We start from the raw sequence: 26,883 nt of genomic DNA, 5'->3' as shown, positions 1-26,883 counted from the left end.
TAAAATGGATGATGGAGAATGGATGATGACTTTTTTTTAATCTCGTTATGCTCGCCAATGTGGGAATCTTTAAGTTATTTTGTAACTTGAAAATGTTTGGTTCTGCTTTTCATCGCCTCTTTAGTCCTGCTATACACTTTATCCCGAGAAATTCGGGATGCTCGTTTCTATCAGGTTTATTTAACTTAATTTTGTGTTTCATCGCTTTGCGCTAAATAGTAAATCATAATCTTAAAATCCGTTAATCCTAAATACCCTGTTCATTGTCGCTTATTAAAATCATCAGCAAAGATTTCGATATTAATGAAAATCTAACAGAAAATCAACTTCGTGATGCCATGGTTGAAGCTTTTGCATATTTAGTTGATAACGATTTCCCGAAGCTTATTCAAATTCTTTATAAAGCCGATGTTGACCAACACAAGCTCAAGGAATTGTTGGAAACTACCGAAGGCAAGAGCTCAGCCGAAGTAATTGCTGATGCTTACATTGCAAGGCAGAAGGCAAAAGTAGAAACCTGGAAAAAATATAGTAAGTAATAAGCTCTGTAGGTTTAAAATGTTCGTTTATGGTAAGGTAAATGCCGATTGAAAATAAGAATTACAATATTGCTCTAATCTGGCCGTCGTTTTAGGGCAAAGCCCGCTCTTAAAATTTCGGATAATCAATATTATAAGCAGATATTGCTTCTTACCTTGCAATTAGGCAATACCAGGGGATTTCGGTTTGGATATTTTAGTTCTTTGCAGAATATTTGCCAACTAAACAGGATTGGAGTGGTATCCTTTTTAGTTGAATACATATATGTGTAGCACAAAATTTCCGCTAAAAAGATTTAACGGAAAGCCTGACTAACATTAATTTGAAGTACAAAATTTGCTTTACAAATCTTTTAGATGCTGAAATAAATTAAGCATAATGGGGGTGACGAATTGAAAAAACTATTTTTCAATTTCCTTTAAACTATCCATTTTTTTATGTGCAAGAAAGCCTTTAATGTCTTCAAAATGTTCGCGAACACGCTTATTTCCAAATTCGAAAACCTTTTCTGCCAAACCATCCAAGAAATCTCTATCGTGAGAAACAAGAATTAAAGTGCCATCAAAATCTTTTAAAGCATCTTTAATAATGTCTTTTGTTTTCATATCAAGGTGGTTAGTGGGCTCATCGAGAATTAATACGTTAACCGGCTCCAATAAAAGTTTTATCATAGCCAATCGTGTTTTTTCCCCACCAGAAAGTACTTTAACTTTTTTCGTGGTATCATCGCCGCTAAACATAAAAGCGCCTAGTAAATCTTTAGTTTTAAACCTGTTTTCTGTGGTTGGGATTTGGTCTATCGTATCAAAAACAGTTAAATCTTCATCTAATAATGAAGCTTGATTTTGAGCGAAATAACCGATTTTTACATTATGACCGACTTTTAAATCACCTTCAAAATCAATTTCGCCCATAAGTGCTTTAATCATAGTCGATTTTCCTTCACCGTTTTTACCCACAAAAGCAACTTTTTGTCCGCGTTCTATAACCATGTGTGCCTTTTGGAAAACGACATGGTTGCCATAGGCTTTGGTTAAATCTTCAACCATAAATGGATAGTTGCCTGACCTTGGAGAAGGCGGAAATTTTAAGCGCAAAGCAGAATTATCTACTTCATCAATTTCAATTACTTCAAGTTTTTCGAGCATTTTAACCCTCGATTGCACTTGTAAGGTTTTAGAATAAGTACCTTTAAATCTGTCTATAAACTCTTGGTTATCAGCTATAAAACGTTGTTGTTCTTCATAAGCTTTAAGCTGGTGTTCGCGACGCTCTTTACGCAATTGTAAATAATGTGTGTACTTAGCTTTGTAATCGTAAATGCGGCCCATTGTTACCTCAATTGTACGATTGGTAATGTTATCTACAAAAGCACGATCGTGTGAAATTACAATTACTGCCTTTGCAGAATTTATCAAAAAATCTTCCAGCCATTGAATACTTTCAATATCCATGTGGTTGGTTGGCTCATCTAATAATATTAAATCAGGCTTTTTTAATAAAATTTTTGCCAATTCTATACGCATACGCCATCCGCCAGAAAATTCCGAAGTTGGGCGTGTAAAATCGCTACGTAAAAAGCCAAGTCCTTTTAAAACCTTTTCAACTTCAGCATCATAATTTACCTCTTCCATGGAGTAAAATTTTTCGCTCAATTCCGAAACCTGCTCTATTAACTTCATATAATCGTCGGTTTCATAATCGGTACGAATGTTCAATTGCTCGTTCAAACGTTCCAATTCATCACGCATGTGGTAAGCTTCGCTAAAAGCTTTTGAAGTTTCTTCGAAAACGGTTACATTATCTTTTGTAAGTAAATGTTGTGGTAAATAGGCTATAATTGCATCTTTCGGACCAGAAACATTCCCCGTTGTGGCTTGGCCTGCACCAGCAATAATTTTTAACAAGGTAGATTTACCTGCCCCATTTTTGCCCATTAAGGCAATTTTATCATTTTCATTTATAGAGAAAGATACGCCACTAAAAAGTGTAGTGCCGCCAAAAGATACAGAAAGGTTATTTACGTCGATCAATGTTTTACGCTTTTAAATTGAGCGGCAAAGATAATGAAAGATAGCTTTACTGATTAATGGAAATGATTGTAACTTCGCGAAAATTTTTGGCAAGGTGTGCTGTATAAATGTATTAATTAATCAGTTAGCTGCATTATGAAGTGGTAAGTAAATAATATTAAAATATTTATTTCATACACTTGTTTATCAGAAATAAAATTTGGATATTTGCAACCTCTAAAATAGAGATAAAAAAGAGTAATAGAAATTGACATAAGCGTTTTTGCCAGCAAATTGCAAAAGTGTAATTGAAAGTTTCACACAGATAACTAAAATAATATTCAAATGAAACCATCGAAGAGCAAGCGAGATAGCTTCATTACAATTAAAAGAAAATAAAACACGATGAAAAAAGATTTGCACCCTACTAGCTACAGACCAGTTGTTTTCAAAGACATGTCTAACGAATATGCTTTTTTAACAAAATCTTGCGTAGATACTAAAGAAACTATTAAATGGGAAGATGGTAATGAGTACCCTCTTTATAAATTAGAGATTTCTCACACTTCTCACCCTTTTTATACTGGTAAAATGAAATTGGTTGATACTGCAGGACGTATCGATAAATTCAAAAACCGTTACGCTAAAAAATAATTTTAGCTGTACAAAGCATTTTTTGAAGTCCCTTTGCCAAAAGCATCGGGACTTTTTTTATTTTTGTGACTTATGACAATCAATCTTTTTGATGATTCCAGTTGGGATTCATTACGTCCTCTCACTTTTACAAGGCCTGTCGCCGATTTGCGTGTAGGAATTTTAACTATTGCAGAGAAATGGGCAAAATACTTATATGCAGATTTTGGTTTTAATACACAATACTACCTTTCGGTAAAATATCCTTCCAAAAATGGTGGAACGCTATTTATTAATGGCTCTGTTTGTGCTGATAACGAATTGCTTAGTGCGATTTGCGGACTTAAATTAGGGGAGTATCTCAAACACGAGCATCATATTTTAGCTTACAAAGCCGATGAACATTTAGACTTAGAACAGGTTAAGCAGCAGCTAAAACCGATAGAATACAATACTAAAGTTGTTAAGATTACTTATCCCGAAGAGATTTTTGCAAACAACCCTGCTGAGATAAGGAAGGATTTTGAACTTTTAACTAAGGGACGCACATCAGCTAAAATTAGCAGTACAAACCAATTGTTGGGCAACGATATCTTTTTCGAAGAAGGTGCAAAAGCTGAATGTAGCGTTTTAAATAGTGGCTACGGACCAATTTATGTTGGTAAAAATGCTGAAATTTGGGAAGGAAGTTTAATTAGAGGTTCTTTTGCGCTTTGTGAAAATTCATCTATTAAAATGGGTGCTAAAATCTACTCAGGTACAACTATAGGGCCGAATAGCAGAGCAGGTGGTGAAATTAACAACTCCGTGATCTGGGGTAATTCTGCCAAGGGGCATGACGGATATTTAGGAAATTCGGTATTGGGTGAATGGTGTAACATAGGTGCAGATACCAATAACTCTAACTTAAAAAATAATTACGCTGAAGTTAAACTCTATGATTATGAAAGCAAAAAAATGCGTAATACGAACTTGCAATTTTGCGGTTTAATCATGGCCGATCATGCTAAATCTGGTATCAACACCATGTTTAATACAGGTACAATTGTTGGCGTTAGCGCAAATATTTTTGGTGGCGGTTTACCTCCTAACCATATTGCCGATTTTAGCTGGGGCGGGGCAGAAGGTTTCGAAAGCTATAAACTTAATAAAATGTTTGAAACAACAGAGAAGGTGTTTGGCAGGAAAAATGTAATCTTTAATGATGCTGAAAAGGAAATCTTAAGCAAGGTTTATGAGATGACGGCAGCACATAGAAATTTTTAAAATTATCTTGAACTTTAAATAATCAAAACTAAAATATAATGAGAAAACAAATAGTAGCAGGCAACTGGAAAATGAATTTAGACTATAACGAAGGTGTTTCGTTATTTAGTGAGATTGTAAATATGGTTAAAGATGAACGTAAAGGCGAACAATTGGCTATTATTTGTGCTCCATTTATTCATTTAAATTCTTTAACGAAACTTGGCGGTAACGATGTTAAAATTGGTGCTCAAAACATTAGCGATAAAGAAAGCGGTGCTTATACTGGCGAAACTTCTGCCAAAATGGTGAAATCTGTTGGTGCAGAGTATGTTATTTTAGGTCACTCAGAACGCAGACAATATTTTGCTGAAAGCAATGAATTACTTGCTGAGAAAACTAAAGTTGCATTAGCAAATGGCTTAACTCCAATTTTTTGTATTGGCGAAACTTTAGACGAGCGCAACAACGGAAGTTATTATGAGGTTTTGAAGAAACAATTAGTAGAAGGCGTTTTTAGCTTAAGCGATGCTGATTTTTCTAAAATTGTAATTGCTTACGAACCGGTTTGGGCAATTGGTACGGGTTTAACAGCTTCTCCAGAGCAAGCGCAGGATATTCACGCATTTATCCGCTCAGAAATTGAGGCAAACTATGGCTTTAACATCGCTGATGATACTACAATTTTATATGGCGGTAGTTGCAATCCAGGTAATGCGGTAAGTTTATTCTCTCAAAAAGATATAGATGGTGGTTTAATTGGAGGCGCTTCATTAAAATCACGCGATTTTACGGACATTATTAAAGCATTAAATAGCTAAATGCAATACATTAAAGCAATTTTTAAGTTCAAAAGCATAGAAGATTATCAACAGGATTTGCTAATAAGCGATTTGGCAGATTTAGGCTTTGATACTTTTGAGGATAGTGAGGCAGGTTTTACCGCTTTTGTAATTAAAGAAAATTTTATCGAGCAGGAATTGAAAAACCTGCTCGATAATTACGCTGATGATTTTCTGGCTGAATACATTTTAGAAGATGTTGCAGATGAAAATTGGAATGCCGAGTGGGAGAAAAATTTTAGTCCATTGATTATTGATGATGTTTGCTATGTAAGAGCAACATTTCACGAACCTCAGCCATCATATCCTTACGAAATTATAATCGACCCAAAAATGTCTTTTGGTACAGGTCATCATCAAACTACAACTATGATGATGCAGTATATTTTAACAAATGATTTTAAGGGAAAAAATGTGTTGGACATGGGTTGCGGTACGGCAATTCTTGCAATTTTAGCAGCAAAACTTGGTGCAGAAAAGTTAACGGCTATAGATTACGACAACGTTTGTTATGAAAGTACGATAGAAAATGCTAACCTAAATCAGGTTACTAATTTATTGGCAATTTGTGGCAGTAAAGAAGTTATTCCTGATGATAGCTATGATATTATTTTAGCCAATATCAACCGAAATATTCTTTTAGATCAAATTGGGAGATATGCAGAAGTGTTAAAATCACAAGGCAAAATCTTTTTTAGTGGATTTTATTTAGACCCGGATTTAAGCATGATTACTGCCGAATGTGCTAAATACGGTATAAAATATTTAGACCATAAACAAAATGGCGATTGGGTTGCGGCTCAGTTTGAAAAAAAGTAAAATGTATGATGTGAATCGGATGAGGTGAGCAGCATTCATTCCAAAATTCACTCATTCAAAATTCAATAATTAAAATATGCGCATACATTTTATCGCAATTGGCGGAAGTGCCATGCACAATTTAGCAATTGCCTTACATAAAAAAGGTTACCAGATTAGCGGTTCGGATGATGTAATTTTTGAACCTGCAAAATCAAGGTTAGATAAATATAATCTGCTTCCCGAAGAAATGGGCTGGAATCCTGAAAGGATATCTCATGATTTAGATGCAGTAATTTTGGGCATGCATGCCAGAATTGATAATCCAGAATTAATAAAGGCGCAGGAACTGGGCCTAAAAATCTATTCATATCCTGAATATATTTACGAGCAAAGCAAAAATAAATTAAGAGTTGTAATAGGTGGCAGTCATGGTAAAACGACCATTACCAGCATGATTTTGCATGTTTTGAATTTTTACAAACGTGATTTTGATTATCTGGTTGGTGCACAACTTGCAGGTTTTGAAACCATGGTTAAAGTAACAGAAGATGCTCCGGTTATGATTATTGAAGGGGATGAATATCTTTCATCACCAATTGACAGGCGTCCGAAATTTCACCTTTACCATGCAAATGTGGCGGTAATAAGTGGTATAGCCTGGGATCATATCAATGTTTTCCCAACCTATGCAGATTACACCGAACAGTTTGATAAGTTCATTAATACGATTGAAGCTGGAGGTTCATTAATTTATTGCAAGGCTGATAAAGACTTAAATGAAATCGTTGAGCATTCAAAAGCTGATGTTAAAAAAATTGCATACGCAATTCCCGAACATGAAATTGTTAATGGAATAACCTATTTACTACCAGAACGTACTGCGTTAAAGATTTTTGGCGACCATAATTTAATGAATTTAAATGCAGCAAAGTTAGTTTGCAATGAACTCGATATTGATGCTAAAATGTTTAATGAAGCGATTTCTTCATTTACAGGTGCAGCAAAGCGTTTGGAGGTCATTTCCTCTGATGATTTAACTAATGTTTATAAAGATTTCGCTCATTCTCCATCTAAATTAAAAGCTACTATAAATGCTGTAAAAACACAATTTACAGATAGAAAACTTGTTGCTTGTATAGAATTGCACACTTTCAGTAGTTTGAATAAAGACTTTCTTAAAGAATATGCAGGTTCGATGGATAATGCTGATGATGCAATTGTATTTATTGATTTAAAAAGCTTTGAGCAAAAGAGAATGGAACCATTTTCTGAAGAAGATGTTCGCGAAGCTTTTGCAAATCCTAATCTAAAGTTTTTTAATGATGCAAAGGAATTAAATGCTTATTTGTTGGGTTTAAATTATCGTAATGCAAATCTATTGATGATGAGCTCTGGTAATTATGCAGGTTTTGACTTGCAGGAATTAGCTGCATCTTTAAAAAGATAATGAAAAATGTAGGGGACAATATCAAGAAGCGGAGGGTTGATTTAGGTTTAAGTCAGGCTGATGCTGCGAAACATCTTGAAATTTCTACACCGGCATTCTGTAAAATAGAAACTGGACAAACCGATTTAAACATTTCGAGATTAATACAAATTGCAAACTTATTTAAAGTTCCGCCTGCAGCCTTAATTACCGGAATGCTAGATGAATCTGAAACGAATGAAGACCTTTTGGATTTAAAACAACAACTTTTGGATAAAGAAGAAGAGCTCAATAAACTTCGGAAAAAGGTTATTGAGCTTTATGATAAATTAGGGATTTAGCTTTTCGTCATGGCGAGGCACGAAGTAATCTCACAATAACCGCTAAAATCTTCAGCCTTTAGCCTTAAGATACTTCGTGCCTGATAATGAAGTTTTTTGCTTAAAACACCTTTCTCATCGTTAAATGTTTTTTTCCAAAGGTTGCGCCTGTAGCTTTATGTATGGAAATCATTTGTTCGTTAAAATCACCAACCCAGCTTAATTCCAATTCTTTATACTGGTTTTTAGGCAGAACATATTCGCCTAATCTTATAAATAAAACCGACTCTAAACCATGTTTCTGGAATTTAGGCTTTGTACCCATAACAATTGCCCTCATTCTGGATACGCCAACCCAACGACGGTAGGCAAACTTTAGTTTTTCAATTAAGCCGAGCTTTCCATCAAAACCTTTAATCATTTGGTTTGCATCGGGTATAAGCACAACAAATGATGCTGGTTCGCCATTAAAGTATGCAAATTGAATTAATTTTTCATCCATAATGGGTTCCATACTTTTAAAACTTTCTTGTAAAGTTTCTTTTTTTATCGGAACAAAGTTTTCGAAATTTTGCCAGCCATCGTTATAAATTTCCATTAAATCATCTATATACTTTTCAGAATTTTTCTTGTCGAAATACTCAAATGTATAGCCAGGTTTATTACGCACCCAATTTGCAATTTTGGTAAAACGTTCAGGAAACGGAATTGTTAAATTTATATGGTTGGTTAATTGTTCATACTCAGTTTTAAAGCCGTACGCATCAAAAAGCTTTTGATAATAAGGAAAGTTATAATTCATACCAAAAGATGGGGGAGTAAAGCCTTCTACAAGCAAACCCCAAAACGAATCGTTTTCGCCAAAATTAATTGGTCCATCCATGGCTTTCATTCCATTTTCAGTAAGCCAGTTTTTTGCAGTATCAAACAATAAAAATGCAGCTTCCTGATTATCAATAGATTCAAAAAAACCAATTCCGCCTGTTGGCTGGTTGTAATTATGCGCTTTTTTATCGTTTATAAATGCCGCTATTCGGCCTGTAAGATTCCCGTCTTTATCCTTCAAAATCCATCTTGTACATTTACCATGGTTAAAAAAGTTGTTTTTTGCAGGTTCAAAAACATTTTCAACTTCGCTATCCAAAGGGCAAATCCAATTTTTATCTTCCTTGTATAATAATTTCGGAACTTTTAAAAAATCTTGCTTTGTTGATGAATTATTTACTGGTATTATTTGCATGAGGTAGTTTTAAAAATAAAAAGCATCCAACCAAGCGGTAGGATGCTTTTTCAAATATATATTATTTAGAAATTAAAAATCGTCATCTTCATCATCGAAATTATCAAAATTATCGAGATCATCTAGCGGAATGTCAAAATCGGCATCATCTTCATCTTGTGATTTCTTTCCAGTGCTTACGGTGTCGTCATCTTCAAGATCATCATCTTCATCTACCTGTTTTTTGGTAGTTGGCTTAGTCGGGAGTTTCTTTGGCGCTTTCATATCACAAAAATAAAAATTGCTTTTATAGTATAAAAATACGAAAAAACTTTTTTTTATAACAAGCTGTTTTTAAACAAATTAAAAATATTAATCAATTGGTGCACCAATAGCATTTTCTTCTTTGCTTATGTCTTTTAGTTGTGGCAATTGCGATATATTATTTAATCCAAAATAATCCATAAATGTACCACTGGTTTTATAAAGGATTGGCCTTCCTGTTGTTTCGGCTTTACCTTCAATGCTAATTAATTCTTTCTCTAATAGTCTTTGCACAGAGTAATCCGAATTTACACCACGAATTTGCTCAATCTCTAACTTTGTTATTGGCTGGCGGTAAGCAATTATGGCCAAAGTTTCCAAAGCGGCCTGGCTAAGCTTCTTTTTAGAACGATGAAGTTGTAATTGATTTACGGTTTCGTGATAATCTTTTTTCGTTAAGAACTGAAAGCCATTATTTAAGCTTACCAATTCTAAAACATTATCAGCGTTATCGTATTTAGTCTGGAGTATTTTTACTTGCTTTTCAATTAATTGTTCAGAAAATTCTTCATTAAAAGCCCCATTTAGTGCAATAATAATTTCTTGAATGCTTATGCTTTGCACAGATGAAAAAATTAATGCTTCTATGTGCCTTGCAAGATTGTTTAGAGACATAAACAAAAATAAAATTTTTGGCTAAAAAAAAAGCGGTCTCGCTTTTAAAAAACAAGACCGCTTTTAACACACAAATGAAACCTGAATTAAGATATAGTTTTAGGTTAGGTTATTAAATATCTATATCAATTCTATAAGAACGTCTTTGATAAACACTATCGTTTATTTCTAATACAAGTTTAAGGCTAAACAGCATGCAATGTTATTCTTATTTAGTGAGTGGTATTAAAAATTGAGTAAACGGTAAATATTGTTTATAATGGTATTGAAATGAATACAGAAGTGCCATTTGTGGTGTTTTGATGTACGTTTAATTGTATAGGTTTTGCTTCAATCTGACCTAAAAGATTTAATCTTTCTTTGGTAAGCTGCATGCCTTTACTAATGTGTTTATCTTTTTTAGCTTTTAAAGAATTTTCTATACCAACGCCATCATCAATAATTTCGATATTTAAAGTGTTTTCCTTCTCAATTTTAATGTTAATTTGAATTTCTCCACCAGTTTCTTTGGGCATTATGCCATGCCAAATCGCATTTTCTACATAAGGTTGTAGCAGCATAGATGGAATTAAAGTTTCATCTTTATCTATATTATCATCAACATTTATAATATATTGGAGTTTATCCCCAAATCTGTTTTTTTCTAACTTGAGATAAAGATTAAGGTATTCTAATTCTTCTTCTATTGTGATATAGCTTTTGGTACAAATTTCAAGATTTTTACGAATTAACCTGGCAAAACCTGTTAACACTTTATTTGCTGAAGTTGTATTTTGTGTATTGATGTAATGTTGTATAGAATTCATTACGTTAAATACGAAATGAGGATTCATCATCGCCTGCAATGCCTGTTGCTCTAACATCAAAATCCTGTTTTTAAGCAATAATTGTTCTTGTTCTTTATCTTTTTGTCTGCGGGTAATATACACCGCGAGGCGATAAAATATATAACCAACAAGCAGAATAATTAATGATAAGAACCAGAAGCTTTGCCAAAAGTGCGCTTTAATGGTAAATGAAATTTTAGCCGATGATCCCCATGCGTTATTTTGGCTTTTAGCGCTCACTTCAAAATTGTAATCTCCTGGTTGTAGTGCCGAAAAATCAAGTCTTCTTGTTCGGGTTTCTACCCAACTGGATGTTTCATTTAAACGATATCGGTATGTAATATCACTTGTTGTAAAATCTACCGCACCGAAAGTAAAAAGGATTGTGTTATTGCCACTTTCAAATACAAAATTATCTTTATCGATTGATAATCTTTCCTTATCCTTTATAATTGAGGTGATGTAAACCTTAGGTAGATTTCTCGGTAAATTCTTGTTGTTGTACTTAAATAAGATTAAACCCTTATTGGTTGCAAAATAAGCGGTGCTATCATCAATGTACAAACTGTTAACATCTTCAGTTAATAAATCCTTTCCATAATCAAAATTGGTTACATCAGATTGCTGATAATTTGAAATCTTATTAACGCCCTTATTTGTGAGCACCCAAATTTCTTTGCTTTTAATAAATAACTTTGTGCATATATCATTTGTTAAACCATCTTTTTGGGTGAGCTGCTTTACAATCTTGTTATTTTTATAGAAAAGAACACCATAACCATCAGTTGCTAAAACTAAAGTTCCATCTGGTAATTGTTGTATATCATTAATTCTTTTAGTTAAAAGTGTATTATTTCTGTAGTGATGTATAAGGCTGCCCTTATTAAATTCGAATAATCCGTTGATGTTTGAAAACCATAAACTTCCATTTTTATCATAAAACACGTGGTATGACCGGTTTTTAAAGAAGTCTTCTTTTTCTTTATATTTTAATGAATTAAACTCCAATTGATTTATTCTATCGGATAAAAAAACCACGCCAGATGATAATGCAATGGCCAAATGATTGTCTCTTTCACTTAAGCTAAAATGTTTAATCACAAACATCGAATTATTGGTTTCTTTCAGGTATTTAACATCATCTTTGGTTTTGTAAATGTTTCTAAAAACACCTAAACCATAATCAGAAGCAAAGTATACCGATTGATTTTTCGGATCGTAAGTTATTTGTTTAATGGTTTTATATTTTTTGTAATCATCCATTCCAACTTCGTCGATTTCGAAATTGCTAATGTTTAAAATATCGATTACAGCATCATCGGTACCTAACCATAACCTGTTTTTCGAATCTTTTGCAATGCTTTTAATTACATTACTACTCAAGCCGGATTCGGCATCAATAATGGATAATCTTGAGTTATTGTTTGGCAACATGTAAATACCTTGGTTTGTTGCAAACCACATATTATTGCTATTATCTTTTATCGATTGATTAATAGAAATACCCTGCAAATACATTACAGTTTTACCGCTTTTACTCAGCGCCAGTGCTCCATTATTACTGGCCAACCAAACTTCCTGCTCTTTTGCATCGTAATAAAAATAACCCGACATATTTTTAAGCAAATTATCAGGTATTCTTATTATCGAATTTATTTTACCTTTTTGAAATTGATTTAATCCAAAACCATCCAAATAATATAAAGACCTGTCGGGTGCATTAAATGCTGCCATATAAGATAACGGATTAACGTTATTGCTTATCAGCGAAAAAGTATTACCATTAAATTTCTGTGTACTTTCATCGCTGTAGGCATATATATTGCCAGCCTCATCTTCATGTAAGAAGGCGTTGGTAAACTGCTGGTTTATATTTGGCGACACAAACTTGCTGATTGATTTTCCATCCCACAAAACAATAAGGTTGGAATTTGTTCCAAGCCATATTCTTCCTTTTTTATCTTCCAGAAAAGAAACAATAACCGTGTTAAAATTCAGTTTTTTTAAAAGTTCGCTGTTGTTGCCATTGTAAAATTTACCATCTTTTAAATAGCTAAGCTGCCCATTTAAGGCTAAGAACCAGAGTTTATCTTGTCTATCTTCTTTAATTTGAAGTATTTGTGTATCAGGTAAGCCATCTTCAATGGTAAAGTTTTGAAAATTTGTGCCATCAAATCTACTTAAGCCTGCATCTGTTGCTATCCAAATAAAACCTTTTTTATCTTGATGGATATAATAACAATTATTACTTGCTAGACCGTTTTTAGAAGTATAATGAGGCAAATAAGTTGTTTGTGCAAAGCAGGCGCAGGAGAGAAGCAAAAAAATAAGGCAAGAAGAAACCAATACCGTTTTAAAAAAACTTTTTTCAAAATCGCTTGCTATGGTCTGCCTAATGTTCTCCATTAGATTTTGTAAAATGTTTTATTCTTTCAAAAAAGTCACTTGCCCTTCTTCTGGATACATTTATGCTTTCGCCGTTTTTAAGGTAAGCTTGTAAACCATTTTTAGAATTATATTCTTTTAAATGGTTAAGATTTATGATGCTTGATTTATGTATACGTACAAACTGTTCTGATGGTAATATTTCTTCAAATTCTCTTAAAACCTTCGAAACTGTAATTTTATCGTGGTTGCTTAAGTGAAAAACGGAGTAATTGCTATCTGCTTCGATATATATAATGTCGTCGATATCAACCATTTTAAAACCCTGGCCGTATGGCAAAGTGAGTTTTCTAATTTCATTTCTATTAGATAGGCTAGATGCTAAATTGGTAATGCGCTGATCTTTATTATCGCTAGCCTGATGCAATTTAGTGTGTAATGCAACCTTTTCTACGGCAGTTTTAAGTTCATCAATATCAATAGGCTTTAACAAGTAATCAAGGGCATTTGCCTTAATTGCTTTTAACGCATACTGGTCATAGGCGGTTGTAAAAATTACTGCTGCGTTGTGTAATTGCGCATCCGGAATTAATTCAAAACCATTTCCACCTGGCATGGCTATATCCAAAAAGATTAAATCAATAGAATGGTGAGCCAAAATATCTTTAGCCTCGGCTACAGAACGGGCAATGCCGGTAATTTCTACATCCGGACAATTTTGTTGCAGCAGAAAAAAAAGTGATGAACGTGCAAACTCTTCATCATCAACAATAATGGCTTTTAGTACTGTCATATTTATAGGTTCGTGAATGTATCAAAATCGGCCAATAAAAAAAAATGTAAAATCAAAAAACCGGGCAATCAATTGTCACGTATATATCACCAAACTAGAACATATTATATCCCTAAACACAAAAAGATATGAAAAACAATGAACTACAAACACAAGATGAACTTCAAGAAGAAAGTTTATTAAAAAGTAGAGTAGGCCGTAGGTCGTTTCTACAGTATGCAGGTGCAAGTGCAGCTGGTATAGCTTTAATTGCTGCAGGCTGTAAAAAAGATCGCAATTTTACAATGGATGGTGCTACTTTAGATTTTAAAGACGATTTTGGTGTATTAAATTATGCTTATGCTTTAGAACAATTAGAAGCCGCTTTCTACATTCAGGTTGCAAATTCAAACCCTTCAGGTTTCACAGCAGCTCAAAAAGCATATTTTCAAGATGTTCAATTTCATGAAATTGCACACAGAGAGTTTTTCAAAAAAGCATTAGGCACAGCAGCTATTGGCAGTCTAGAAGTTAACTTCTCATCTGTAGATTTTAATAGCGGTGCAAGTGTACTCGCTACAGCAAAAACTTTCGAAGATTTAGGTGTTGCAGCATACAATGGTGCTGGTGTAAGATTAACTAATGCAGCTTACTTAGTTATTGCCGGACAAATCGTTTCCGTTGAAGCTCGTCACGCTGCTTATGTTAGAGACCAAATTTCTAACGGTACATTCGCAGATTTAGGCACACTTACTGCTTTTGGTGCTTCAGATGCAAATGGTTTAGACGGGGCATTAACTCCAGATAAAGTTTTAGCATTGGCTGGTCCATTCATCAAAACCAAAATTAACGTTATCAACCTTTAATCTTTAAACTCAGAAATCATGAATATCTTAAATATATTAGACGAAATTGAAAAAGTTGATGGAGAGATCTACGAAAGATTAAATCCTCGCAGAGCTGCAATGAAAAGTTTTTTCAATGCAGGTAAAAAAATCTCATTAGCTGCTTTACCATTAGCATTGGGTTCAATGTTCCAAAAAGCTTATGGTCAATCTAACCCAAGCAGTGTAGTAGAAGTATTAAACTTTGCATTGGCTTTAGAGCATTTAGAATACAATTTTTACAATCGTGCATTATTATCAACAGGCTTAATTCCTGCAGGTGCGGCAACAGGTGCAATTACCACTATTCGTACGCACGAATTAGCACACGTTAACTTATTAAGAAGCGCAATTACTGCTGCAAATGCTACTCCAATTGCTTTAACTGAAGCAAACTTTGATTTTACTGCTGGTGGTGCTTTTGGAGATGTTTTCACTAACTACCAAACTTTCTTAAAAGTTGCTACAGCTTTTGAAGATACAGGTGTTAGGGCTTACAAAGGTCAGGCGCCTGTTTTAAAAGGCATGCCAGTGCTAACCACTGCATTGCAAATTCACTCTGTAGAAGCTCGTCACGCGGCTCACTTACGCCAAATGACTGCTGCTGCTTTAGGTGTGGCTTTAAAACCATGGATTAGCTTAGGTGCTGGTGGTGTTTCTAACGATACCGGAATTGCTGCTGTAGATGCGGTTTATGCAGGTGAAAACAACACAATTCAAGCTAACGTAGAAATTACAGGTATTGCAACAGGTGTTACAAAAGCTGCAGCTGCAGAATCTTTTGATGAGTTTTTAACAGGTGCTGCCGTAAAAAATATCGCTAATTTGTTCATCAGAACTGGTTCCAAATTAACGTAAAACAAGAATCTACATTATTGATTAGGTAATGTTTAGTTTAAGGTAGGGAGGCAGAACTGGGTTCTGTTTCCCTTTTTTTGTGCTAAATAATTTGCACAATTTACTTTGAGTTTAACGATATTATAAAATGTTTTTTTTTTGAAAAGCAAGTTTAGCGTTTCAATTTTCGGCAGCCCTTCTTTACGCTATATCTTTTTTGCAGAAAAAGCAAAAAAGGATGCCGCTACAATAAGTTTTAATTCACTCAAAATATTGCTAAAAACCTGGGTTATTTAGCAAGTGATGTTAAAACCTTTCAAACAACCAAAGCAGTTGTTATTAGTAGGTTATCACCTGTTCTTCTAAATGTTCTGGTAAATCTCGGTAGTTATATTTTTGTCCACGTAATTGAGGTTCAAAACCAGCTGCTTTAATAGATTGCTGAATTCCGTTCGATGTAAAACGATGCGGCGCTCCTGCAGCAGACACAACATTTTCTTCAATCATAATCGAACCAAAATCGTTTGCGCCCGCATGCAAACAAAGCTGTGCCGTTGTTTTTCCAACGGTTAACCAACTTGCCTGAATGTTTTTAATATTAGGAAGCATAATTCGGCTTAAAGCAATCATGCGGATATATTCATCAGCAGTAACATCGTTAGTAATGCCTCTTAAACGTTTCAACAATGTTCCATCATCCTGAAATGGCCATGGAATAAAGGCTAGAAATCCATTTGCATCAGCAGGTTTTTCACTTTGAACTTGTCTAATCCATACCAGATGTTCAAAACGTTCTTCAATGGTTTCAACATGTCCAAACATCATCGTTGCAGAAGTAGTAATGTCCAATTGATGGCAAGCACGCATCACATCGAGCCATTCTTGCCCGCCACATTTACCCTTTGATATTAACCTTCTTACTCTGTCATTCAATATTTCTGCACCAGCACCCGGAAGTGAATCCATTCCGGCTTCTTTCAATGTTCTTAAAACTTCTGTATGGCTTAATCCTTCAAGTTTAGCAACGTGAGCAATCTCCGGCGGACCTAAAGCATGAAGTTTTAAATCAGGATATAATTCTTTTAATTTTTTGAATAAATCAGCATAAAAGGCTAAACCTAAATCAGGATGATGACCGCCTTGTAATAATAATTGGTCGCCGCCTAAACGAAATGTTTCTTCGATTTTTACTTTGTAAGTTTCAATATCTGTAATGTAACTTTCATCATGGCCCGGGCGACGAAAAAAGTTGCAGAATTTACAGTTTGCAATACAAACATTGGTAGTGTTTACATTGCGGTCTATTTGCCAGGTAACTTTGCCGCTCGGAACTTGAATTTTTCTTAGTTCGTTCGCAACAAACATCAGCGATGCTGTATCTGCATGATGATATAAATGTACACCTTCTTCAAGGCTTAAAAAATCGAAGTGTAATGCTCGTTGTAATAAATCGTCAGTTTGCATGAAGCAAAAATACTTGAAATATATAGTACTATAATCACAGTTTTATAAAAAAATAACCATTAATTATTTTTGCTAGTATCCGGTTTCTTTTTAAATAAGTTCCGGATATCATTTCCTTGCTTTTTTAATTCTTCTATACGCTTTTTCGCACTATCACTAACTTTTGTAAAGTTTTCATTAGCCGCCTCAACACTTTTCTTAACTGTAGTTCCTCCGGTTGCAACAGCATCAGATACCTGTTTAACCGTTCTCTCGCCAGTAACCACAGCATCAGATACCTGCTTCACTTTTTTAGTGGCATTAACTCTACTGCTATCGATAAATTTCTTAGTAGCAACTGCTATTGGCGTATTTTCTATATCACTTGGTGTAATAACTTCAGTATTTGAAATGGCAACTTTAGTGGTGTCATTAGCAGGCTTACCTAAAGATGTATTTGTTTTGGCAAGTAATTGCTCGTAATCTTTATTAACTATCCCTCCGTGTGATGTATAGTAGGTTTTGCTATTCAGGTAAGTGGTTTTAGCTGTTTCCAATTGTAGTTTCGCAGCAGATATTCTGGCCGTATCATTACTTAATACAGCAGCATCATAGGCTAATTGCGCATCTGTAAGTGCCAAGGCAGCAGATTCGTACGATTTAGTAAAATCAATTTTTTCTTCTTTTGTGGAAGTATTACATGCGGTTAAGCCGAATGATATAAAGCAAAGTGCAATAATATATTTCATATTATTTCGATGTTGTAAATTGGTCAACTATTTTTTTTAATGAATTTGTTTCTTGCTCATCAGTTATTTTTCCATCAAGCCTTTCAATTTCTAAATTATTAATGCGCTTTGCAAATTCCAAATACTTTAAGTAACTGTTAAGCACTTCAATTTTTGTTCCATTATTTGTTTGCTCTACATTAGCTAAATTTTTAACGAAGGTTTCCATATTATCAATGCAAACAATGTAGGCTTGAAAAGCATTAGCACTAAAATAATCATTTACTAAATCATTATTTTCCAACTGTGGATATAGTTTTGGCAATTCAACAGGCGTCTTTTTTAGCGTTTCGGTTAAATTTACTCCAGAATTTGAAGTATTCAAGTACATGCCCTTAGTTTTCATCTGGCAATTTTCGATTGCTAAATTGGTTGTGTTGAGCAGTTTGACCAGATTGTTTTTCTTATTGATGTTATCAAGAAAAGTATTTACTGCGAGCGCAATGAATAATCCTGTGAAGGTAGAAATAAGTGAAATTACAAAACTAAATGTTTCATTATTGTTCTTTCTCCAAAGACTTTCCCTCTTAAAATTTAGTAGAAAAAGACTGACTGAAACTAAGACTAGCGATATTATACCGTACGTAAGCATATTTTTTTATTATGTTGCTAATAAAATTAATTAATTTTCAATACAATCAAAACCAAAAAAAGCCTGATTGCTTTTAACTTGATTAATACTGTGTAAAATTTGATACTACATTTTCATTTAGATAATTAAACAATTTAGCAATTCAACAATTCAATTATCTTTGTTGCTTATGGTAGATTTTAATCGCTTTACACTAGCCAATGGATTAAAAGTTTTGGTTCACGAAGATCCAACAACTCCAATGGCGGTTTTAAATATTTTATATGATGTGGGTGCTCGCGACGAAAACCCCGAACAAACCGGTTTTGCCCATTTATTTGAACATTTAATGTTTGGCGGTTCGGTAAATATTCCGAGTTACGATGAGCCTTTACAAAGAGTTGGCGGCGAAAATAATGCTTTTACAAGTAACGACATCACAAACTATTACATCACTTTACCTGCAGAAAATATTGAAACTGCGTTTTGGCTGGAAAGCGATAGAATGCTGAGTTTGGCTTTTTCGGAGAAGAGTTTGGAAACTCAAATTAATGTTGTTAGCGAAGAATTTAAACAACGTTATTTGAATCAGCCGTATGGCGATGTTTGGTTAAAACTTCGCCCGCTGGCGTACAAAAAACATTCATACCGTTGGGCTACAATTGGTAAAGAGCTTTCGCATATCGAAAATGCAAAAATGGATGATGTTAAAGCCTTCTTTAAAAAACATTACAACCCTTCAAATGCAATTCTTGTGGTTGGCGGTAATGTTAAAACAGCAGATGTAAAAAAAATGGCCGAGAAATGGTTTGAGCCCATTCCATCTGGAGATAGATACGAACGAGATTTAATTCAGGAAGATAAACAAACAGAAGCAAGGGCAGAAACGGTTAAGGCTTCGGTACCTTTAAATGCTGTTTATGTAGCCTTTAAAATGCCGGGTAGGTTAGATAAAGATTATTATGCTTTTGATTTGCTTTCAGATATTCTTTCAGGTGGTAAATCATCGCGTTTACACAATAGTTTACTTAAGGAGCAACAATTGTTTAGTGATATTAACGCATATATTTCCAGTAGTTTAGATCCGGGTTTGTTTATTGTTGAAGGAAAACTGGTTGAAGGTGTTTCTGTAGAAAGGGCAGAAGCGGCTATTTGGGCAGAACTTGAAAAAATAAAAAACGAACCAGTTGGTGAAACAGAATTAATTAAAGTTAAAAATAAGGTAGAATCAGTTTTGGTTTTTTCTGAAATGAATTTGCTAGATAAAGCTATGAATTTGGCTTATTACGAACTATTAGGCGATGCAGATATTTTAAATCAGGAAGCGTCAAAATACTTACAAGTTCAAGCTGAAGACATTCAAAGGATATCAAACAGTACATTTAACAAAAACTCATCATCAACATTATATTACTTAACAGAAGAACATGCTTAATCGTACTCAAGCACCTGATTTTAAACAGGTAAATAAAATTGAATTTATTCAACCGGTAAAGCGTGTTTTAAATAATAATGTACCTGTATTTACTGTTTTTTCTGGCGAGCAGGATTTGGTTCGTATTGAATTTATATTCAATAACGTAAATTGGAATGCAGAAAAACCATTGCAGGCAATTGCAGTAAGTGCAATGCTTAATAACGGTACAAACAAGCTTACGGCTAAAGAAATTGCCGAAAAAATTGACTTCTATGGTGCTTTTTTCCAAACTGAATATAATCAAGACCAATCTGTAGTAACACTGTATACTTTAAATAAACATCTTAAATCGGTATTGCCAATTGTAAAAGATGTTTTGTCTGAAAGTCAGTTTCCACAAAAAGAATTAGATATATATATTCAAAATCAGAAGCAAAAATTACAGGTAAATCTTCAGAAAAATGATGTGCTTTCTCGAAAAGAGTTTTCGCATGCATTATTTGGAGCTACCGCCTACGGTGTTGATATCCAGTTAAAACATTACGATGCATTAAAAAGAGATGATTTAGTAGAGTATTTTAAGAATGCTTATTCTCCAAATAATTGTACCATTGTTGTTGCTGGTAAATTTAGTGATGAGGGTTTCGATTTACTCAATTCCCAATTTGGACAACATTGGGCTGATGGAAATGTAATTAAAAACAGCTTTAGCTTTAAAACGCCCGAGAGAAAGATCGTTTATAAAGAGAAAGCGGAATCTTTGCAATCGGCCATCAGAATCGGGCAACTTTCAATCAATAGAAAGCATGAAGATTTTGCCGGCGTTCAAATTTTAAATACTGTTTTAGGCGGATATTTCGGCTCTCGATTAATGACAAATATTCGTGAAGATAAGGGTTACACTTACGGAATCGGTTCAGGAATTGTATCGCTTCATAATTCTGGTTATTTCTTTATCGGTACAGAAGTTGGCGCCGATGTTTGTGCCGATGCATTGAAAGAAATTTATAAAGAAATTGATTTGCTAAAGGCTGAGGAAATTGGTGAAGAAGAATTAAGTTTAGTTAAAAATTACATGCTTGGTTCTTTATTAGGAAGCTTAGAAAATGTTTTCTCTCATGCTGATAAATTTAAAAATATTCATTTCTCTGGCTTAACTTACAGTTATTACGAAAATTACATTTCAAAAGTTAAAGCCATTACCGCCACAGAATTATTAGCGCTGGCCAATAAATATTTAACTACCGAAAGCTTTACCGAAGTTGTGGTAGGGAAGAAGTAGATAAAATTGAATTCTGTCATATTGAGCTTGTCGAAATGCTTCATAACTTTTCGACAAGCTCAATATGACATATTTTATTTATAAACACAAAGATAAGCCGTTTGGATGTCGGTTTTAACCTTAAACGAAGCGTTTGCTTTAACTTCAAAACTACATCCTGCTTTGTATATTTTCCAGTCATTTTCATTCGGCAGCAAAGCTGATAATTGACCTTCAATTACATTCATTATTTCTTTCTGAGAAGTTCCAAATTCATATTCACCTGGATTTATAATGCCTACGGTTGCCTTGCCTTCAGCAGTTTGAAAGCCTAAAGATTTCACATTGCCATCAAAATATTGATTTTCTGTTATCATAATTTATTTAACGAATTTTTTGAATAAGCTATAATAGTTAATCTGTTATAAAAAGAAGAATCTCCATCAACAAAATCATTTGTCAGCCAAGCCTAATATTTAAGTAATTTTGCTTTGTAACTTTTATTTTGCTGTAATTTTTGTATCTTTGCCCCGCATATAATAAATCCTAATTTATTTTCTATGCAACTCGATTCCTCAAAATTTATTGCTACAGGTTTAACTTACGACGACGTACTTTTAGTACCCGCTTATTCTGAAATTCTGCCTCGCGATGTAAATACTGCCACTTTTTTAACTAAAAAAATTAAGCTTAACGTTCCATTAATATCCGCTGCAATGGATACAGTAACAGAAGCTGAACTTGCCATCGCAATAGCTCAAAATGGTGGAATTGGTATGTTGCATAAAAACATGACCATCGAAAGGCAGGCCAATGAGGTACGTAAGGTTAAGCGCTCTGAAAGTGGAATGATTCAAGATCCGGTAACTTTATTGGAAACTGCAGTTGTTGCAGATGCTTTCAAAATTATGAAAGAGCATAAAATAGGCGGTATTCCGGTGGTTAGCAGCGATAATAAGTTAGTTGGAATTATTACTAACCGCGATTTGCGTTTCCAAAAAAATATGGCAAGACCAATCGCTGAGGTAATGACTAAAGAAAATTTAATCACAGCACCAGAAGGAACAAACCTTGTTCAAGCTGAAGAAATTCTTCAAAATCATAAAATTGAAAAATTACCTGTAGTTAGTAAAGATGGCTTTTTAAGTGGCTTAATTACTTTTAAGGATATCTCTAAAGTGAAAAACTATCCGGCTGCTTGTAAAGATGAGCGTGGACGTTTACGTGTTGGTGCTGCTGTTGGCGTAACGGCTGATACCTTGCAAAGAGTTGATGCTTTAGTAAACGCAGGTGTTGATGTAATTACAATTGATACCGCTCACGGACATTCAAAAGGTGTAGTTGATAAATTAAAAGAAGTTAAAGCAAAATACCCTGATTTACAGGTTATTGTTGGGAATATTGCAACCGGTGCAGCAGCAAAATTTTTAGCTGATGCAGGAGCTGATGCTGTTAAAGTTGGTATTGGTCCGGGTTCTATTTGTACCACCAGAATTATTGCAGGTGTTGGTGTTCCACAATTATATGCGGTTTACGAATGTGCCAAAGCATTAAAAGGTACAGGTGTTCCGGTTATTGCCGATGGTGGAATTAAACACACAGGTGATATTGCTAAAGCAATTGCTTCTGGAGCGAGCACAGTAATGGCAGGTTCGTTATTTGCAGGTGTTGAAGAATCTCCAGGTGAAACCATCATTTACGAAGGTCGTAAGTTTAAATCTTACCGCGGTATGGGTTCAATCGAAGCGATGGAACAAGGTTCTAAAGACCGTTATTTCCAGGATGTTGAAGATGATATTAAAAAGTTAGTTCCGGAGGGAATTGTTGGTCGCGTACCATTTAAAGGAACTTTGGCCGAAGTAATGTATCAATATATTGGCGGTTTACGTGCAAGTATGGGCTACTGCGGAGCTGCAAATATCGAAGCTTTACAAGAAGCACAGTTTGTTCAAATTACAGCTGCGGGTATGCGAGAGAGTCATCCTCATGATATCACAATTACTAAAGAAGCGCCAAATTATACGAGATAGGAAGAAGTCTGAACACGAAATTCAAAAAGGAAAAAGATTTTAAATTTTCCAACACTATCGTCATTTCGAGCGCAGTGGAGAGCCACTAAATGCTCAGCGTAAGTAAATCTTTTAAATTAGATTATAAATAATAAAAAACGAGGCATCGGTAGCGATAGCCTCGTTTTTTAATTTAAAGAATAAATTTTATTTTTTTGGAAATGAACGCCCTGCAATATCGTTTTGTGCAGTCCCGCCATTCACTTTATCCCGATGAAATATCGGGATGCTCGCGGCTGTCGGATTTAAAATGAGCGGCTTGTTTTAAAACGCCCTGCAACTGCAAATAGTTGTAATTGCCATGCCATCTAAACGGGATTGAAGCGATAGCCTTTTAAAAATCGCAGCAACTTCGTTCACGCTGTCACTCTGAGGCACGAAGACCGTGGAGCAGCTACGAAATTAATATCACTCCGATGAAACACCTGCCTGCGGTAGGCATGGATATTTTATTCCACAATTTGACAGAAGTAATTTAAAAGATTTAGCGAAAAGCACGATTAAAGTAAAACATAGCTTGTGAAATTGCTTTTCTAAATTTTCTTTAAAAGGAAACTAATTTTCTGTTTAATATCTAAAAATCATAAATCTGTTAATCTGTGGCAAAGACAAAATATTTCGGTGTCAATCCATGTCTCCGTGGCAAAAACGATTAATTACTGATTATCGTCAGTTTCTGCAGCAAATTAAATGTCGCAGACAATAATTTATAATAATTATTACAAAATAAAATTTGGTAAAAGTATTTTTTTAATATATTTGCCTACTAAATCTATAGATTTTATATAATAATTTATGAAGGCTTTTAAAAATTACTCACAATCAAGCTGTTGTTGCTGTAAAAACAATAATGTAAAAACTTTCCGAACGGCGCTCAATCCTTAAAATATCTAATCCAAACACCATAAACTAATCATGAAAAAAAGCATTTTTATATTCTTTTCAATACTATTTTATTCAAGTTATACTTTCGCTCAAAATCCCATTTCAGGAAAAATAAAAGCAGCAAACGGCTCAATTATCCCAAACGCAACAACTAAAGTACGCGGTACAAACCTAACATCAAAAGCAAACGAATTTGGGATTTTTACGATTGATGCAAAGCAAGCCCCTCCTTTCTACATCCAAGTTAGTTCAGTAGGTTATAAACCTCAGGATTTTCAAATTTTAAAAGTTCAGGATACGGTTGAACTTATTTTGGTTGAGGATACACAGCTGGACGAAATTGTGGTTACTTCAAGAAGACGCTCTGAGGTTTTGCAAGATGTGCCGATTCCAATTACCGTTATTGGCGGACAAGCAGCAGAAAATGCAGGCGCATTTAACGTTAACCGATTAAAAGAACTTGTTCCATCCGTTCAATTATATGCGTCAAACGCTCGTAATACAACCTTAAACATTCGCGGTTTGGGTTCTACATTTGGTTTAACAAATGATGGAATTGACCCGGGAGTGGGTTTTTATGTAGATGGTGTCTATCATGCCCGTCCGGCGGCAACCTCAACAGATTTTCTTGATATCGAAAGAATTGAAGTTATTCGTGGTCCGCAAGGAACTTTATTTGGTAAAAACACAACAGCCGGCGCCTTTAATATTACCACTACAAAACCAAGTCAAACACCATCTGCAAAAGCTGAAATTAGTGTTGGTAATTATAATTTTATGCAAGCCAAAGCATCTATTACTGGTGGCTTAACTAAAAATCTTTCTGCAAAATTATCTATTTCCGGTACGCAACGCGATGGTACAATATGGAATACCAGAGAAGAGCGCAAGTATAGCGGTCAAAACAACCTTGGGTTTAAAGGACAGTTATATTTTACGCCATCAGATAGATTGCAGATTTTATTAAGTGGAGATGTAAGCGTTCAAAACCCGGCAGGTTATCCATTGGTTATTGCCGGTGTAGCGCAAACAGAAAGGAGTGCTTATCGTCAGTATGCCAGAATCATCTCTGATTTAGGTTATCAACAACCTAAAATTGATCCATTTTCAAGAGAGATAAATACAAATACGCCATGGCGACATAATCAATCGATTGGTGGTTTATCTGTAAATGTTGATTATAAGATTGGTAGTGGTACGTTAACATCTACAACAGCCTGGAGATTTTGGAACTGGGACCCAACAAATGATAGGGATTTCTCGGAAGTTGCAGCGCTTACAAAATCTCAGGGAAATTCTCGTCACGATCAGTATTCGCAAGAAATTAGATATGCAGGAAACATTACCGATAAGTTAAGTGGTGTAATTGGGGTTTTTGCACTAGGGCAAAATTTGCAAGGTTTAAATCAAACTGAAGAAACTGGGAAAGACCAATGGAGATTTGTGCAGACTGCTAATACCGGTGCGCAGGCTTTGTACGCTACACCAGGTTTATTAGATGGCTTTGGTATTAAAACAAACTCAACTATAAAATCTTTAAGTGCTGCTGTTTTTGGTCAGGTAGATTGGGAAGTTTTAGAACATTTACACGTGTTGCCCGGGTTAAGATTTACTTATGATAAGAAAGATGTAAATTATGATAGAAATACCTATGGCGGTTTACAAACTACAGATGCGGCTTTATTAGCGCTAAAAGCTGCCGTTTACAGTAATCAGCAATTCAATACCAATACATCAAATAATAATTTATCTGGCAACCTTACAGTTTCATACAGACCAACAACCAAATTAAATGTTTATGGAACTTTCTCTACCGCCTATAAACCCGTTGGTGTTAATGTTGGTGGTTTACCAACTACAGCAAATGGCCAGGCAGATTTGAGTTTAGCGGTTGTAAAGCCCGAATATGTAGAGCATTATGAATTGGGTGTGAAAACAAAACCATTTAAAGGTGCTATACTAAATATTACGGCTTTTAATACCGATATTAAAGATTATCAAACCAATGTACAATCGCCACAATTAGGGGTTAACAGGGGTTATTTAGCTAACGCTGAGAAAGTAAATGTTAAAGGTTTAGAAATTGATGGAACTTATCAGTTAGAAAGATTTTTATCTTTAAATGCAGCATTATCTTATTTAGATGGCAAATATGTAACGTTTACAAATGCACCGCTACCTTTAGAAGAAACCGGACATACAGAAATTATAAATGGTGTATCAACACAAGTAGCGTTTAAAGATGCATCAGGCGGCCGATTACCAGGTATTTCTAAATGGAATGTATCTGGCGGGGCAGAATTAAGTACAGCTGGGAATTTAACAACTCAATCAGGAAGATATTTCGTTGCAGGCGATGTGAGTTATCGTTCGGATTATTCATCAAATGCAACGCCTTCAAGTGTGCTAAATGTTGCCGGATATTCTTTGTTTAATGCTCGTTTAGGATTCAGGTCTGATAAATTCTCATTCTTTGTTTGGAGTAGAAACATCGGGAACAAAAATTATTATGAGCAATTGCAAGCGGCTGCGGGTAATTCTGGCTTATACGCTGGTGTACTCGGCGACCCAAGAACTTACGGAGCAACTTTGCGCTTTAATTTTTAAATAAATATTCTTTTCTCTTTATATATTTGGTTAAGTATGCATCGATTTTATCGATGCCTTTATTTTGAAATAAGCTACTGTATTAGGCCTTAAAACAGCTGAAATTATAACTGTAACAGTTTTGTGCAGAATTAAAATTTATTAGGCAGATAGAAAATCT

23 protein-coding genes are annotated in these 26,883 nt (G+C 34.5%); 13 read left to right on the top strand and 10 right to left on the bottom strand.

Features of this window, described 5'->3' with window-relative positions; all coding sequences use genetic code 11:
- The first annotated feature begins 263 nt into the window (after positions 1-263).
- Positions 264-539, top strand: a complete 276-nt coding sequence (locus LUA86_RS06820; protein WP_231459863.1) for a hypothetical protein — start codon at positions 264-266, stop codon at positions 537-539.
- Between the two features lie 402 nt (positions 540-941).
- Here the strand turns inward: LUA86_RS06820 and LUA86_RS06815 are convergent, their stop codons facing one another.
- Entirely contained in the window at positions 942-2,573 is a 1,632-nt protein-coding gene (locus LUA86_RS06815) for an ABC-F family ATP-binding cassette domain-containing protein (protein WP_231459862.1), read from the bottom strand.
- A 384-nt stretch (positions 2,574-2,957) separates the two neighbouring features.
- Between LUA86_RS06815 and LUA86_RS06810 the strand changes: the two genes are divergently transcribed.
- The 6 genes from LUA86_RS06810 to LUA86_RS06785 all read left to right on the top strand — a co-directional run bounded on the left by LUA86_RS06810 (position 2,958) and on the right by LUA86_RS06785 (position 7,840).
- Entirely contained in the window at positions 2,958-3,206 is a 249-nt protein-coding gene (locus LUA86_RS06810; RefSeq protein ID WP_025142617.1) for a type B 50S ribosomal protein L31, read from the top strand.
- A 72-nt stretch (positions 3,207-3,278) separates the two neighbouring features.
- Entirely contained in the window at positions 3,279-4,451 is a 1,173-nt protein-coding gene (locus LUA86_RS06805) for a putative sugar nucleotidyl transferase (protein WP_231459861.1), read from the top strand.
- Positions 4,452-4,489: 38 nt separating this feature from the next.
- Positions 4,490-5,251, top strand: a complete 762-nt coding sequence (gene tpiA, locus LUA86_RS06800; protein WP_231459860.1) for a triose-phosphate isomerase — start codon at positions 4,490-4,492, stop codon at positions 5,249-5,251.
- Positions 5,252-6,091, top strand: coding sequence for a 50S ribosomal protein L11 methyltransferase (prmA, locus tag LUA86_RS06795; protein ID WP_231459859.1), 840 nt, complete (start codon positions 5,252-5,254; stop codon positions 6,089-6,091).
- Positions 6,092-6,167: 76 nt separating this feature from the next.
- Positions 6,168-7,520 carry a UDP-N-acetylmuramate--L-alanine ligase gene (murC, locus tag LUA86_RS06790; RefSeq protein WP_231459858.1) on the top strand — a complete coding sequence of 451 codons (1,353 nt, stop codon included), beginning with the start codon at positions 6,168-6,170 and terminating at the stop codon, positions 7,518-7,520.
- Positions 7,520-7,840: a helix-turn-helix domain-containing protein gene (locus LUA86_RS06785; protein WP_231459857.1), complete on the top strand. Its 321-nt coding sequence runs from the start codon at positions 7,520-7,522 to the stop codon at positions 7,838-7,840. Before murC ends, LUA86_RS06785 begins: the two co-directional genes overlap by 1 nt.
- 100 nt (positions 7,841-7,940) lie before the next feature.
- On the opposite strand, the gene LUA86_RS06780 is transcribed toward LUA86_RS06785, so the two are convergent.
- The 5 genes from LUA86_RS06780 to LUA86_RS06760 all read right to left on the bottom strand — a co-directional run bounded on the left by LUA86_RS06780 (position 7,941) and on the right by LUA86_RS06760 (position 13,982).
- A complete protein-coding gene (locus tag LUA86_RS06780; protein ID WP_231459856.1) occupies positions 7,941-9,059 on the bottom strand; it encodes a GNAT family N-acetyltransferase in 1,119 nt (372 codons plus the stop codon).
- 72 nt (positions 9,060-9,131) lie between these two features.
- Complete coding sequence (locus tag LUA86_RS06775; protein ID WP_231459855.1) at positions 9,132-9,323, bottom strand: hypothetical protein; 192 nt, start codon at positions 9,321-9,323, stop codon at positions 9,132-9,134.
- A gap of 87 nt (positions 9,324-9,410) precedes the next feature.
- Positions 9,411-9,977, bottom strand: a complete 567-nt coding sequence (scpB, locus tag LUA86_RS06770; RefSeq protein ID WP_231459854.1) for an SMC-Scp complex subunit ScpB — start codon at positions 9,975-9,977, stop codon at positions 9,411-9,413.
- 254 nt (positions 9,978-10,231) lie between these two features.
- Entirely contained in the window at positions 10,232-13,210 is a 2,979-nt protein-coding gene (locus LUA86_RS06765; RefSeq protein ID WP_231459853.1) for a sensor histidine kinase, read from the bottom strand.
- A complete protein-coding gene (locus LUA86_RS06760; RefSeq protein ID WP_231459852.1) occupies positions 13,197-13,982 on the bottom strand; it encodes a LytTR family DNA-binding domain-containing protein in 786 nt (261 codons plus the stop codon). The genes LUA86_RS06765 and LUA86_RS06760 overlap by 14 nt, the downstream gene beginning before the upstream one ends.
- 128 nt (positions 13,983-14,110) lie before the next feature.
- Between LUA86_RS06760 and LUA86_RS06755 the strand changes: the two genes are divergently transcribed.
- Positions 14,111-14,827: a ferritin-like domain-containing protein gene (locus LUA86_RS06755; RefSeq protein ID WP_231459851.1), complete on the top strand. Its 717-nt coding sequence runs from the start codon at positions 14,111-14,113 to the stop codon at positions 14,825-14,827.
- A gap of 18 nt (positions 14,828-14,845) precedes the next feature.
- Positions 14,846-15,703, top strand: a complete 858-nt coding sequence (locus LUA86_RS06750) for a ferritin-like domain-containing protein (protein WP_231459850.1) — start codon at positions 14,846-14,848, stop codon at positions 15,701-15,703.
- 318 nt (positions 15,704-16,021) lie between these two features.
- Here LUA86_RS06750 and LUA86_RS06745 read toward each other — a convergent pair whose 3' ends face one another.
- The 3 genes from LUA86_RS06745 to LUA86_RS06735 are packed head-to-tail and all read right to left on the bottom strand — an operon-like array spanning position 16,022 to position 18,259.
- A complete protein-coding gene (locus tag LUA86_RS06745; RefSeq protein ID WP_231459849.1) occupies positions 16,022-17,146 on the bottom strand; it encodes a CofH family radical SAM protein in 1,125 nt (374 codons plus the stop codon).
- Positions 17,147-17,205: 59 nt separating this feature from the next.
- Positions 17,206-17,874 (bottom strand): hypothetical protein, encoded by a 669-nt coding sequence (locus LUA86_RS06740; protein ID WP_231459848.1) that lies wholly within the window; start codon positions 17,872-17,874, stop codon positions 17,206-17,208.
- A gap of 1 nt (position 17,875) precedes the next feature.
- Complete coding sequence (locus LUA86_RS06735) at positions 17,876-18,259, bottom strand: hypothetical protein (RefSeq protein WP_231459847.1); 384 nt, start codon at positions 18,257-18,259, stop codon at positions 17,876-17,878.
- 415 nt (positions 18,260-18,674) lie between these two features.
- On the opposite strand from LUA86_RS06735, the gene LUA86_RS06730 reads away from it, so the two are divergent.
- Both LUA86_RS06730 and LUA86_RS06725 read left to right on the top strand, forming a co-directional pair.
- On the top strand, positions 18,675-19,919 hold the full coding sequence (locus LUA86_RS06730) for a pitrilysin family protein (protein ID WP_231459846.1): 1,245 nt from the start codon (positions 18,675-18,677) through the stop codon (positions 19,917-19,919).
- On the top strand, positions 19,912-21,183 hold the full coding sequence (locus tag LUA86_RS06725) for a pitrilysin family protein (RefSeq protein WP_231459845.1): 1,272 nt from the start codon (positions 19,912-19,914) through the stop codon (positions 21,181-21,183). Before LUA86_RS06730 ends, LUA86_RS06725 begins: the two co-directional genes overlap by 8 nt.
- 74 nt (positions 21,184-21,257) lie before the next feature.
- On the opposite strand, the gene LUA86_RS06720 is transcribed toward LUA86_RS06725, so the two are convergent.
- A complete protein-coding gene (locus LUA86_RS06720; RefSeq protein WP_231459844.1) occupies positions 21,258-21,539 on the bottom strand; it encodes a pyrimidine/purine nucleoside phosphorylase in 282 nt (93 codons plus the stop codon).
- 183 nt (positions 21,540-21,722) lie between these two features.
- On the opposite strand from LUA86_RS06720, the gene guaB reads away from it, so the two are divergent.
- Positions 21,723-23,192: an IMP dehydrogenase gene (gene guaB / locus LUA86_RS06715; RefSeq protein ID WP_231459843.1), complete on the top strand. Its 1,470-nt coding sequence runs from the start codon at positions 21,723-21,725 to the stop codon at positions 23,190-23,192.
- Positions 23,193-24,146: 954 nt separating this feature from the next.
- Positions 24,147-26,723 (top strand): TonB-dependent receptor, encoded by a 2,577-nt coding sequence (locus LUA86_RS06710; RefSeq protein ID WP_231459842.1) that lies wholly within the window; start codon positions 24,147-24,149, stop codon positions 26,721-26,723.
- Positions 26,724-26,883 lie beyond the last annotated feature (160 nt).

It is taken from the genome of Pedobacter sp. Leaf132 (assembly GCF_920984695.1).
Classification (GTDB): Bacteria; Bacteroidota; Bacteroidia; order Sphingobacteriales; family Sphingobacteriaceae; genus Pedobacter.
Note: the sequence above shows the minus strand (reverse complement) of the source record. Positions and strands in the feature narration are given on the sequence as shown.